A 12,519-nucleotide genomic window follows, 5' to 3' on the forward strand; every position below is an offset into this window, starting at 1 on the left:
GACCGCCTTGGATACGGGAATGAGCCCGCCTTACGCCTATGAAAAGGACCCGGCGGCGATCTATCGCCAGTCCTTTTCCATCGTGCGGGCGGAAGCCGATCTGTCGCATCTGCCCGAAGGTTTGAAACCGGTCGCGGTGCGGCTGATCCATGCCTGCGGCATGACGGATATACCGCAGGATCTCGCCTGGTCGGAGGATGTTCTGGACGCAGCACAGGTGGCCTTTTCCAAGGGCGCGCCCGTTTTCTGCGACGTCGAGATGGTGGCGCACGGCATCATCCGTTCGCGCCTGCCGAAAGCCACGGAAATTTTCTGCAGCCTCAACAGCTCGGACGTGCCTTCGCTCGCCGGAACGCTCGGGACGACACGGTCGGCCGCAGCCGTGGAACTCTGGCGCGCGCGGCTGGAAGGCGCGGTGGTTGCGATCGGCAATGCGCCGACGGCGCTGTTCCATCTTCTGGAAATGGTGGCTGCCGGCGGTCCGAAACCCGCTCTGGTTCTGGGCTTTCCCGTCGGCTTTGTCGGTGCGGCGGAATCCAAGGACGCGCTGATCGGCAATCCGTTCGGCCTGCCGTATCTGGCCATTCGCGGACGCCGTGGCGGCTCGGCCATGGCGGCTGCTGCCGTCAACGCGCTTGCCGCTGGACTGCCGGAGGAAGCGTGACATGGCAGGCAAGGACGAAAAGACCGACCAGAAACCGGCTGGCCTGAAATCGGGGGGCCTGAAGTCGGGGGGCCTCAAATCAGTTGGCGTAAAATCGGCGAGCAGCAAGGCGCCGCTGCGCTCGCGCGGTTACCTGTCCCAGCCGGGAGGTTCGGTCCCTGCCGCATCCGGCGATGGGGACGCAACCGCCCATCACGGCTCGCGCGGGGCAAGGCAGATCTCCGCCAACACCGACGGCAAGCCGCAGGATCTGGTGGTCAAGCCGGTGATCAAGCCCTTCCGCCTGGAGGACAAATGACCTCGGTGCAAACTCCCTGGCTGACCCTCGTCGGTATCGGCGAAGACGGGGTTCTGGCGCCCGGCGGTGCTGACGCGCTTGGTCAGGCGGAGATCGTTTTTGGCGGCGTGCGGCATTTGGAGCTGGCGGGCGACATCCAGGCGGAAAAACGCACTTGGCCGAGCCCGTTCTCGTCCGTTTTCGAAGACCTGAAGCGCCTTTCCGGCAAGCGGATTGCCGTGCTTGCGACAGGCGATCCGATGTGGTTCGGCATCGGCTCCTCGCTGTTGAAGCATTTCAGCGCCGGCGGGATGCGCGTGCTGCCCTCGCTCTCTGCCTTTCAGCTTGCTGCCGCACGCATGGGCTGGCCGCTGCAGGAAACGGAATGCCTTTCCGTTCATGGCCGCTCCGTCGATCTGCTGCGTAGCTCCCTTTATCCCGGAGCCCGCATTCTGGCCCTGACCAGCAACGCAAAGGCACCGCAGGAAATTGCGGATCTCCTTGCCGACGAAGGTTTCGGCCGCACAAGAATGACCGTTCTGGAGCATCTCGGCGGCGAGAAAGAACGGCGCGTTGAAGGAACAGCGGAAGGCTGGTTGGCAGAGGTAGCCGACTTTCACACACTTGCCCTGGATGTCATTGCCGACCCGGGCATGCGCTTCCGTGCCAGGTCGCCCGGACTTCCGGACAACGCCTTTCGCCACGACGGCAAGATGACTAAGCAAGATATCCGCGCAGTGACCCTGGGCGAGCTGCAGCCCTATCCGGGTGCGCTCCTGTGGGATGTCGGAGCCGGCTGCGGCTCGATTGCCATCGAATGGCTTCGTGCCGCGAACCGCACACGGGCCATCGGCCTGGAGCCGCATGCGGAGCGCCGGCAGATGGCAGCCGAAAACGCGATTGCCCTTGGCGTGCCGCATCTGGACCTGACGGACGCGACCGCCCCCGAAGGCCTTCACGGCCTGCCGCAGCCGGATGCTGTCTTCATCGGCGGCGGGCTTACCGCGGATGGCCTCATTGAGGCCTGCCTTGCCGCGCTCCGGCCCGGCGGGCGCCTTGTTGCCAATGCGGTGACACTGGAAAGCGAAGCGATGCTGCTGGCTGCCTATCAATCCCTTGGAGGAAACTTGAAGAAAATCTCCGTGCACCGGGCCAGCGCCGTCGGTGGCCTCACCGGCTGGCGGCCGCTGATGCCCGTGACCCAGTGGAGCCTGACGAAACCATGAACGGCACGCTTTACGGCATAGGCCTTGGCCCCGGCGATCCGGAGCTGATGACGCTGAAGGCGCACCGGCTGATTTCAAAGGCCCGGGTGATCGCCTATCCGGCGCCCGATTCAGGCGAGAGTTTCGCGCGGTCCATCGCCGCAGACGCGATCCCCGAAGGCGTGAAGGAAATCCCGATCGTCGTACCGATGCGGGTGGACAGGTTTCCGGCCCAGGAGATCTACGCCAAGGCTGCGGAGGAAATTGCCGCTGTGCTGGAGACCGGCGAGGACGTTGTGACGCTCTGCGAAGGCGACCCGTTCTTCTTCGGCTCCTTCATGTATCTCTTCGAGCGCCTGTCGGACCGCTTCGCCATCGAGATCGTGCCGGGCGTGACCTCGCTGACGGCCTGCGCGGCGCAGCTCCGGCGGCCGCTGACGGCCCGCAACGACGTTCTGACCGTCATCCCCGGCCCGCTGCCGGATGATGAGATCCGCCGCAAGATCGACGAAGCCCAGGCTGTCGCCATCATGAAGGTCGGCCGTCATCTGGCGCGCCTGAAGGCGCTGCTTGGCAGCATGGGCCTGCTTGAGCGGGCGGGTTACGTCGAGCGCGCCAGCCTGCCGGAGCAGAAGGTGCACCGCCTTATTGACCTCGAGGCTGAAACCGCCCCCTATTTTTCCATGATCCTCATCTACAAGGGAGAAGAAGCGTGGACGCTTCCCCCATCCTACTCGTCCTGAACCAGGCCGGCCTTGGCGCTGCGCAGGTGATCGCCAACCGCTTTTCCACCGCCCGCATCCACGGGCTGGCCGGGCGCGTGCCGACGGCCGACACCCAGTTCAGCGAAACGATCGAGCATATCCGCCTGCTCTTCCAGGCAGGCCATCCGATCGTCGGCTTCTGTGCCAGCGGCATCCTGATCCGGGCGCTGGCGCCGATCCTGTCGGACAAGACCAGCGAGCCGCCGGTCATCGCCGTTTCCGAGGACGGCAGGAGCGTCGTCCCGCTTCTCGGCGGACACCGCGGCGCCAACGAGCTGGCAAAGCTGCTCGCCAAGGCGCTGGACGGCCATGCGGCCATCACCACGGCCGGCGACACCAAGCTGGGCGTCGCGCTCGATGCGCCGCCCAAGGGTTGGCGGCTGGCCAATCCGGAAGACGCCAAGCCTGTGATGGCGGAGCTTCTCTCCGGCGCTCCGGTACGGCTTGAAGGCCGGGCGGAATGGCTGAAGGAAGCCAAGCTCGCCCAGGCGGGCGACGCCGCCATCAGCCTGGTTGCCTCCGAACAGCCCGAGGACGCCGGTCCGACGCGCCTGGTCTATCACCCGCAACGCTATGCAGTCGGTGTCGGCTGTGCCCGCGGCTGTGAGGCGAGCGAGCTGATCGAGCTGGTCGAAACGCACCTGGCCGAGGCAAACATTGCCAGGGGGGCCGTCGCCTGTGTCGCCACCATCGACCTCAAGGCCGACGAGGCGGCGATGAACGCGCTTGCTGCCCATCTGGACGTTCCCTTACGCGTCTTTTCCGCCGAAGAGCTGCAGCGCGAAACGCCGCGGCTGAAGAACCCCTCTCCGGTCGTTTACAAGGAAGTCGGCTGTTACGGCGTCTCTGAAGGCGCTGCCCTTGCCGCCGCCGGTGCCTTCGGCACGCTGAAGGTGGAAAAGCAAAAGACGGACAACGCCACCTGCGCCATCGCCCGTTCGCCGAAGTGGATCGACACGGAGGCGGTCGGCCGTGCCCGCGGGCATCTTTCCGTCATCGGCATCGGCCCCGGCAAGGATGACTGGCGCACGCCGGAAGCAACCAAGCTGCTTGCCGAAGCGACCGATGTCGTCGGCTATTCGCTCTATCTCGACATCGTCGAACAGCACATCTCCGGCAAGACCCACCACAACTTTCCGCTCGGCGAGGAAGAGGACCGCGTCCGCTTTGCGCTGGAGGAAGCCGGCAAGGGCAAGAATGTCGCCCTGATCTCCTCGGGCGATGCAGGCATCTATGCCATGGGCTCGCTGGTCTACGAGCTTTTGCACCGGAACCAGGAATATGGCGGCGTGTCGGACGCGGCCAAGCGCGTCAGCGTCACCAACGCGCCGGGCATCTCGGCGCTTCAGGCTTGCTCCGCCCGCATCGGTGCGCCGCTCGGCCATGACTTCTGTGCGATCTCGCTTTCCGACCTGCTGACGCCATGGGAGGTGATCGAGAAGCGACTGAAGGCTGCGGCCGAAGGCGATTTCGTGATTGCCTTCTACAATCCCGTTTCCAAGCGCCGCCGCACCCAGCTCGCCGCTGCCCGCGAAATCCTGCTGGAACACCGCTCGGCGGCGACACCCGTCATCCTTGGTGTCAATCTCGGCCGGCCGGAAGAAACGATCCGGGTCACCAGCCTGCATGCGCTCAGCGTCGACGATGTCGACATGCTGACGACGGTACTGGTCGGCTCCACCAACACGCGCACGGTGATGCGCGGCGACGGCAAGCCGTTCGTCTATACGCCGCGCGGCTATGCCAAGCGCATCGACTCGCCCAAGCGGTCCGAGCCCGAGGCCACGCCGGACCTTGTGGCGGCAGAGGCCGTGAGCCAGAACGCTCCAGATACGGAAGGCAAAGCATGACCGTTCATTTCATCGGCGCCGGTCCCGGCGATCCGGATCTCATCACCGTCCGCGGCCTGAAGCTGATCCAGTCCTGCCCGGTTTGCCTCTATGCCGGCTCGCTGGTGCCGGAACAGATCGTTGCAGCGGCTCCGGAAGGCGCCCGTGTCATCGACACCGCACCGATGACGCTCGACGAGATCATCGAGGAGATCAGGTTAGCGCATGAGCGGGGCGAAAATGTCGCCCGGGTCCATTCCGGCGATCCCTCCATCTATGGCGCGACGGCCGAACAGATGCGGCGCCTCGATGCGCTCGGCATCGATTATGACGTCACGCCGGGCGTGCCGGCCTTTGCGGCGGCGGCCGCCGCACTCAAGACGGAGCTCACCATTCCGGAAGTCGCGCAGACGATTATCGTCACCCGCACGGCGATGAAGTCCTCGGCAATGCCGAACAACGAGGATCTCGACACTCTGGGAAAAAGCGGCGCGACGCTGGCCATTCACCTGTCGATCCGCAATCTGCGCGAAGTCGAACGCCAGCTGACGCCCCATTATGGCGCGGACTGCCCGGTGATCGTGGCCTACCGGGTCGGCTGGCCGGACGAAGCCTTCATTCACGGCACCCTGTCGACGATTGCCACGAAAGTGCGCGAATCGAAGATCACCCGCACAGCGCTGATCTTTGTCGGCCATGCGCTGAAACCCGCCGCCGATTTCCGCGACAGCGCGCTTTACGACGCCGATCACGTGCATGTACTGCGGCCGAAGCGGAAGGCAAAAGCCTGAGTTTTGGAGAATTCGGGAAAGCTGCGAGAAGCGGAGTTGCCGTCCGTGTCCTTTGCGGACTGTTTGTGGGCTAAACCGGAAGGTGTCCGCTTCTCGCCAGGCCGATAGGGCTTGTGGGTCAAGTGTGGCAAATGCCGCCCCTGCCGCATATGATTACGAACATATACATGACGGCTAATTCACCTTGGCAGGGGCGTGGTGGACATCCGGAATGCCTTGAAACTGGCAGGACTTGAGCCGGCGGACCTTTTCTGAAATCCGGGACCCATCTCCTCCGGACCGGTGATCCTGTTAGCCGGATGTATTTTGTCCTGGAAGGCCAGCTGGTCATGCTCTGAACGCTCGAAAGCGGGCAGGAGCTTGTCGTCCAGCGGGCGGGACCAGGCGATCTTTTTGCCGAAGCCTCGCTCTTTTCCGATCGCTACCATTGCGACGCCATTTGCGAAACGGATGTCCGGTGCGCGGTTTACGACAAGCAGGAAGTGCTCACCGCCCTCGCAAAACCCGAAGTCTCCCTGGCCGTGCTGCGCGTCTATTCACAAGCCATCCGAGGCCTTCGCTCGCAGATCGAATTGCGCAACATCAGACGCGCCGATGACCGGGTCCTTGCCTATCTCAGCCTGTTGCCGGCCGATCCGGACGGCTGGCGAGATCCGGGCCTTTCGTGGAAGGACATCGCCCGCTCGCTCGGCCTCACCCACGAAGCCATCTACCGCGCCCTCAGTGCCCTTGTCCGGCAGAACCGCCTGGAACGGGTGGAGACGCGCTACAGGGTGGTGTAGAGGCGGCTCTGTGAGACACGTTTCCCAAAAATTCCACCTCATCCTGAGGAAGCGCGCCAGCGCTGTCTCGAAGGATCGGCAGCACGCACCGGAGCAAGTGGCCCATCCTTATCTGTTCGGACTTTGGTAGAAGTTGACTTGGGAGAGCCGTTGAGGGCTCTCCCAAGCGGGCCGGAGACCGTACCATCCTCGGCACCTCGCAGTCCGTTCGAAGCAAGGCTCCCGGTCCGCTTTCCAACTTATCCCGAATGGTTGCTCGCACAAGAGTGCGTAGATAAGGCAGGGACAGATGGACGAGACAGTTTACTTTGTTGGCATTGATGTATCGAAAGCGACGCTGGATGTGCATGTGCTACCGGGAGATACGAGAGAGCGCTTTGGCAACGACCAGACCGGATGGGCAGAGCTTGTCGCCTTGTTGTCGCCCTTTGCCGTCGAACGCGTGGTGATGGAAGCGACCGGCGGCTACGAGCGCAAAGCAGCCCGGGAGCTTCAGAGGTGCGGGCTGCACGTTTGCGTGGTCAACCCGCGCCGTGTCCGGGACTTTGCCAAAGCTGCGGGCATTCTGGCCAAGACCGATCCGCAGGACGCGGCCGTTCTGGCCCGTTTCGCGCAGGTGTTCGATCCGCCGGCAGCTCCCCAGCCCGACGAGGCGGAAGCCAAACTGGCGCAATACGCCACCGTGAGAGAGACGCTGGTGGCCGAAAGGACCCGCCTTTCCAATCAGATCGGCCTCAATGACGATCCCGCTCTGCTGCAGTTGCTTCACAGGCTGCAACAAGCAAACAAAGCCGCAATCGCTGATCTGGACCGCCTGATCCAGGCCTGCATTCGGCAAAAGGCTGACCTGCTCCGGCGCTACGAGCAACTGCAGGGCGTTCCCGGCATCGGGCCGGGCGCGGCTGTCTCGCTCCTGGCTTTCATGCCCGAACTGGGCCAGGTCTCGCGCCGCGCCATTGCCGCCCTCGTCGGCGTTGCCCCCTTCATCCGGCAAAGCGGTACCATGCGCGGTCAAAGCAGGATTGCAGGCGGCCGTGCCAGCGTGCGGCGGGCTCTCTTCATGGCAAGCCTGTCCGCAGTCCGCTTCAACCCGATCATCAAAACCTTCTACCAGCGCCTCACCAAAGGTGGCGCCAGCAAGAAAAAGGCAATCATCGCCTGCGTCCGTAAACTCATCACCATCCTCAACGCTATGGTCCGAGACGGTAAGGACTGGAGCCAAAAAACAATCTCATAAACATGGTTGCTTCGAGACGGACCTCACGGTCCTCCTCAGGATGAGGTCTGCGTGTTTTGGTCAACGCCAATCCGGCAATTGCTTCCGACCGACACCCTCGCCTAAAGTGCCGCCGAATCGCGCCGACCAGGAGACGACGATGCCGGATGAAAACTTCCTTCTGCAACAGGCTGCCCTGCTTGGCGGCGATCCAGTCGCGATCCGTGACTTCTACAGCGACTGGGCCGACACCTACGACACCGACCTGCTGATCGTCACCGGATATGTCGGACCGGAAATCGCTGCCGAAGCGCTGGTGAAACTGGTGCCGAAAGAAGCGCTGGTGCTGGATGCAGGTTGCGGCACTGGCCTTGCGGGCATCGAACTGATCAAACGTAACTGGGACCTGACAATCGACGGTATCGACCTGACGCCGGTGATGCTGGAGCATGCCCGCAGCAAGGGGGCATATCGCAAGCTGAACCTCGCCGACATGGTGCTGCCGCTCTACGACATCGACGACAACATCTATGACGGCATCGTCAGCACCGGGGTCTTTGCCACCGGCCATGTCGGGCCGGAGGGCCTGGACGAGCTGATCCGCGTCGCCAAACCGGGTGCCTCGATCGTGCTGACGATACGCGAGAGTTCCTTTGAAGCCGAGGGCTTCAAGGCGAGGATCGAGGAGCTCGAACAGGCGGGCCTCTTAAAGACGCTCGACATCACCCGCAGCCCCTATCACACCAAGGACGAGATCTTCTGCGAGCTGGTGGTGCTGGAAGTCGTTTAACCCGCGATGACATGGGCGAAGGAGCCCATAACTGAGCCGACCCGCAAGCCCATTTCCGCGAGTTTATTGCCTTCCGCATCCTCGGCAGAGAACAGCCCTTCGGCTGCACCCTCCGAGACAATCGAGGCATAGTGGAATTCATGGGCCGATAGCTGTCCCTGCCAAGGGAGACCGCCGAGGGGCTTGATCCTGCGGTAGCCGAGATGACGCTTGCGGGTTTGGAAAGAGGTTTCCAGGGGCAGCAGGCCGAGCATCTGATGCCGGTTCCCATCCGCGTCGATCAGGCCTTCGCCGAGGGTCATGTAGCCCCCGCATTCACCATAGATCAGCGTTCCGGCTTCGACCACCGCCAGCATAGCCGACTTGAAGGACGTTGCCGCGGCCAGCCTGCCAGCATGAAGTTCCGGATACCCGCCGGGCAGGTAAATAGCATCTGCGCCCGCTGCTGGCGCTTCGTCGTCGAGCGGCGAAAAGAAGGAGAGCTCCGCCCCTTCAGCCTGCCAGAAATCCAGCAGATGCGGATAGGCAAAGGCAAAAGCGATGTCGCGGGCGACAGCGATGCGCTGGCCGATCGGCGATGGAAGACCGGGGGTTTCGTTGCCTGGCGAAATCAAACCAGCCGCGAGTGATTCAAGCCGCTCCAGATCGACATGCTGCGCGCAAAGGGCTGCAGCGCACTCCAGAAACGCCTCGAGACCGGCATGCTCGCCTGCCTGCACCAGGCCGAGATGCCGCTCGGGCAGGACCAGGTCTTCCGAGCGTGGCAATGCCCCGAGAACCTCGATTTCAAGTGGCTGCAGGGCCGTGCGCAGCATGGCTTCGTGACGGGCGCTGCCGACGCGGTTGAGGATGACGCCCGCGATGCGGATCTCCGGACGGAAACTCTGGAACCCGTGCACCAAGGCTGCGACGGATTGGGCCTGCTTGGCGCAATCGACGGTAAGGATAACAGGCAGGCCAAGCACAGCCGCCAGATCGGCCGCCGATCCTGTGCCGTTGGCAGCGCCGTCAAACAGCCCCATCGCGCCTTCGGCGATCAGCAGGTCGTGCCCGCGTGCCTGACCGGCGGCGAGGCCCCGCAACGTGCTCCCGGACATCGCCCAGGCATCGAGATTGACGCATGGCTTGCCGCTGGCGGCTTCATGGAATTTCGGATCGATATAGTCCGGTCCGGATTTCGCCGAGACGACGGATCGGCCCTTGTCTTTCAGGGCTCTAAGCACGGCCAGGGTAACGGTGGTCTTGCCGGCACCGGAAGATGGTGCGGCGATCAGAAGCCCCCTGGCGGCGGCACCTTGTGCGTCAGCCGGCATCGATGGACCGGGAAGAACCCCGCACGCCCAGGGGATCGGCCTCAAGCACCTTGCCGGTGAGCGCGCCAAGCCAGTCGAGACCGGAGCGCAGGCGCACCACCTCGCCGATGCAGACGATCGCCGGAGGCTCGATGCCTGCGGCTTCGGCTTCCACGTGGCAGCGGCCGAGCGTCGTTTCCAGAACCTGTTGGCCGGCTAACGAAGCGTTGCACACGATACCCACAGGCTCGTCCACAGATCGTCCACCGGCAATGAGTTTGCCGGCTATCGTCACAAGATGCTTCATCGCCATATACATGACGATCACAGGCGAGCCCTTGGCGATTCCGTCCCAGTTGATGGCGTCCGGCGTCAGGCCCGTCTGGTCATGACCGGTCAGGAACGTGACGGCCTGGTTGCAGTCGCGGTGGGTGGCCGGGATGCCCGCATAGGCAAGCCCGCCAATGCCGGCGGTAATGCCAGGTATGATGCGGAAGGGCACACCGGCTTCGACGAGACCAAGTGCTTCCTCGCCGCCCCGGCCGAAGACGAAGGGATCGCCGCCCTTGAGGCGCAGCACCCGTTTGCCCTCCCGGGCATAGTCGATCAGCTTCAGCGTGATGTCGCGCTGCTTCGGGCTCGGCTTGCCGCCGCGCTTTCCCGCATAATCGGTGACCGCGCCCGATTTCACCCAGGCCAGAATGCTCTGGTCGACCAGCGCGTCATAGACGACGACGTCCGCCTGACGGAGGCCGTTCAGCGCATGCAAAGTCAACAGGCCCGGATCACCCGGCCCGGCACCGGCCAGCCACACCCAGCCCGGTTCGAAAGCGGGCAGTCCTTCAGGCACACCTTCTGGCAATCTGTTGTTCTGTTCTTCGGCCATCATGGTTCCTGTTTACCCGTCCGGCCCGGTATCGCCAAGCGCTTCGGCGATCAAAAAAGACAGGAATACGACATTTCACCGCGCGCACCAGCAAAGGCGCGCCAAGGGGAAATTCATCAGTTATAGAAGACACATGACGAGCGAAGCACCTAAGGAACTGCGACGGGGCTGGACGACGGGGGCCTGCGCAACGGCCGCCGCCAAGGCCGCCTATTCGGCGCTCCTGACCGGTGCCTTTCCGGACCCGGTGGAGATCACCCTGCCCAAGGGCGGGACCACCGCCTTCGCACTGACAAGGCACAGCCTGACGGAGAACGAAGCCTCGGCGACCATCACCAAGGATGCCGGCGACGATCCGGATGTCACCCACGGAGCGCTGATCACGTCCACCGTCCGGCTGTTGCCCGCCGGGAGCGGCGTCCGTTTCAAGGCAGGCGACGGCGTCGGCACGGTAACTCGGCCGGGCCTGCCGATTCCGCCCGGCGAACCGGCGATCAACCCTGTGCCGCGCCAGATGTTGCAGACGGCCATTGCCGAGGTTGCGCAAGCCAATGGCGCCGCCGGCGATGTCGAGATCGAGGTGTCGATCGCGGGCGGGGCCGAGCTGGCGCTGAAGACCATGAACCCCCGGCTCGGAATTGTCGGCGGTCTCTCCGTGCTCGGCACCACCGGCATCGTGCGCCCCTTTTCCTGCGCCGCCTGGATTGCTTCCATTCACCGGGGCATCGACGTTGCCCGGGCTGTCGGGCTGACCCATGTGGTGGGCGCGACGGGGGCAAGTTCCGAAGACGCCGTCCGCGCCCGCTACGATCTCGACGAGACGGCTTTTCTCGACATGGGAGACTTTGCGGGCGGGCTTCTCAAATACCTGCGCGCCCATCCGGTGGAAAAGCTGACGCTGGCCGGCGGCTTTGCCAAGTTCTCCAAGCTCGCACAAGGCGCACTCGACCTGCATTCGGCGCGCAGTTCCGTCGACTTTTCATTTCTGCAAGGGCTGCTGCGAGAGGCAGGCGCCTCTTCGGATCTGATCAAGGCTGCCGCGACAGCCAATGCGGCAAAGGAAGTGCTCGACAGCGCGCTGGCGGCAGGCATCGATCTCAGTGCGCCGCTTGCCCGGCGCACGAAGGCCGCCGTCCGGCAGATCCTGCGGGAGGCCCCCATCGCCGTCGAGGTGCTGATCACCGACCGGCAGGGCAAGGTGCTGGGGGAATGCGGTTTTGACGGCTGATCCACCCCATATCCTGCTCCTGGCCGGGACGGCGGAAGCGCGGCAGCTCGCCGGCCGGCTCGCGGATGCGTATCCGCATGCCCGGCTGACAGCCTCGTTTGCCGGGGTTGTCAGCGACCTCCCCGACCTTGGGGTTCCCACCCGTATCGGAGGTTTCGGTGGTGTCGATGGTCTCACCACCTATCTGCGGCAGAATTCCGTTTCACTGGTCATCGACGCCACCCACCCCTTCGCGGCGCAAATGAGCCGCAATGCCGCCGCCGCCACGACAACGCTTGGCCTGCCGCTCGTGCGGCTGGAACGGCCCGGCTGGAAACCTCAGGCAGGCGACCGGTGGACCAGCGTGGCATCGATGGACGACGCCGCGGCCTTACTGCCGCTGGGGGCACGTGCCTTCCTGGCAATCGGGCGAAAGGAAATCGGCCGCTTCACGGGCCGCACCGACATCTTCGGCCTTGCCCGCATGATCGAAGCGCCAGAGAAGCCGCTGCCGGATCACTGGCAGCTGATCCTTGCCCGGCCGGCACACACAGTAGCCGAGGAGGTCCGGCTTTTCGAGCAGCACCGGATCACGCATGTGGTGACCAAGAACAGCGGCGGGACCCGCTCCTATCCGAAAATCGAAGCTGCCCGGAAACTAGGGTTAGCAGTGATCATGGTTGAAAGGCCGGAATTGCCAAGCGTCCGCAATGCGGAAAGCGTTGAAGGCATCGTGGATCTGATCCGCGATGAGGTCACGCCTTAGAGCAAATCGCGTTTTATCAGAATCGCCTTTCGCCGTCTGAAATCAGAGAT

12 protein-coding genes and 1 pseudogene are annotated in these 12,519 nt (G+C 63.9%); 11 read left to right on the forward strand and 2 right to left on the reverse strand.

Annotated features, from left to right (window positions below):
• Positions 1–19 precede the first annotated feature (19 nt).
• The 9 genes and pseudogenes from ACX3M4_RS12830 to ACX3M4_RS12870 all read left to right on the forward strand — a co-directional run bounded on the left by ACX3M4_RS12830 (position 20) and on the right by ACX3M4_RS12870 (position 8,318).
• A complete protein-coding gene (locus tag ACX3M4_RS12830) occupies positions 20–664 on the forward strand; it encodes a precorrin-8X methylmutase (protein ID WP_459358949.1) in 645 nt (214 codons plus the stop codon).
• Position 665: 1 nt separating this feature from the next.
• On the forward strand, positions 666–962 hold the full coding sequence (locus tag ACX3M4_RS12835) for a hypothetical protein (RefSeq protein ID WP_459358950.1): 297 nt from the start codon (positions 666–668) through the stop codon (positions 960–962).
• Complete coding sequence (gene cbiE, locus ACX3M4_RS12840; RefSeq protein ID WP_459358951.1) at positions 959–2,167, forward strand: precorrin-6y C5,15-methyltransferase (decarboxylating) subunit CbiE; 1,209 nt, start codon at positions 959–961, stop codon at positions 2,165–2,167. Before ACX3M4_RS12835 ends, cbiE begins: the two co-directional genes overlap by 4 nt.
• On the forward strand, positions 2,164–2,889 hold the full coding sequence (gene cobI / locus ACX3M4_RS12845) for a precorrin-2 C(20)-methyltransferase (protein ID WP_459358952.1): 726 nt from the start codon (positions 2,164–2,166) through the stop codon (positions 2,887–2,889). The genes cbiE and cobI overlap by 4 nt, the downstream gene beginning before the upstream one ends.
• The gene (gene cobJ / locus ACX3M4_RS12850; RefSeq protein WP_459358953.1) at positions 2,859–4,760 is read left to right on the forward strand and encodes a precorrin-3B C(17)-methyltransferase; all 1,902 of its coding nucleotides are present in this window, start codon (positions 2,859–2,861) and stop codon (positions 4,758–4,760) included. The genes cobI and cobJ overlap by 31 nt, the downstream gene beginning before the upstream one ends.
• On the forward strand, positions 4,757–5,530 hold the full coding sequence (gene cobM / locus ACX3M4_RS12855) for a precorrin-4 C(11)-methyltransferase (RefSeq protein ID WP_459358954.1): 774 nt from the start codon (positions 4,757–4,759) through the stop codon (positions 5,528–5,530). The genes cobJ and cobM overlap by 4 nt, the downstream gene beginning before the upstream one ends.
• Positions 5,531–5,883: 353 nt before the next feature.
• Positions 5,884–6,312, forward strand: a pseudogene (locus tag ACX3M4_RS12860) (Crp/Fnr family transcriptional regulator); the annotation flags it as partial.
• Positions 6,313–6,601: 289 nt separating this feature from the next.
• The gene (locus tag ACX3M4_RS12865) at positions 6,602–7,549 is read left to right on the forward strand and encodes an IS110 family RNA-guided transposase (protein ID WP_459358955.1); all 948 of its coding nucleotides are present in this window, start codon (positions 6,602–6,604) and stop codon (positions 7,547–7,549) included.
• A 139-nt stretch (positions 7,550–7,688) separates the two neighbouring features.
• Positions 7,689–8,318, forward strand: coding sequence for a class I SAM-dependent DNA methyltransferase (locus ACX3M4_RS12870; RefSeq protein WP_459358956.1), 630 nt, complete (start codon positions 7,689–7,691; stop codon positions 8,316–8,318).
• Here the strand turns inward: ACX3M4_RS12870 and ACX3M4_RS12875 are convergent.
• Both ACX3M4_RS12875 and cobA read right to left on the reverse strand, forming a co-directional pair.
• Positions 8,315–9,631, reverse strand: coding sequence for a cobyrinate a,c-diamide synthase (locus ACX3M4_RS12875; RefSeq protein ID WP_459358957.1), 1,317 nt, complete (start codon positions 9,629–9,631; stop codon positions 8,315–8,317). The genes ACX3M4_RS12870 and ACX3M4_RS12875 overlap by 4 nt on opposite strands.
• Positions 9,621–10,496 (reverse strand): uroporphyrinogen-III C-methyltransferase, encoded by an 876-nt coding sequence (gene cobA, locus ACX3M4_RS12880; protein ID WP_459358958.1) that lies wholly within the window; start codon positions 10,494–10,496, stop codon positions 9,621–9,623. The genes ACX3M4_RS12875 and cobA overlap by 11 nt, the downstream gene beginning before the upstream one ends.
• Before the next feature lie 133 nt (positions 10,497–10,629).
• On the opposite strand from cobA, the gene ACX3M4_RS12885 reads away from it, so the two are divergent.
• Positions 10,630–11,724, forward strand: coding sequence for a cobalt-precorrin-5B (C(1))-methyltransferase (locus tag ACX3M4_RS12885; protein WP_459358959.1), 1,095 nt, complete (start codon positions 10,630–10,632; stop codon positions 11,722–11,724).
• Complete coding sequence (locus ACX3M4_RS12890; RefSeq protein ID WP_459358960.1) at positions 11,714–12,469, forward strand: cobalt-precorrin-6A reductase; 756 nt, start codon at positions 11,714–11,716, stop codon at positions 12,467–12,469. The genes ACX3M4_RS12885 and ACX3M4_RS12890 overlap by 11 nt, the downstream gene beginning before the upstream one ends.
• Positions 12,470–12,519: the final 50 nt, after the last annotated feature.

This window comes from Roseibium sp. M-1 (assembly GCF_054515675.1).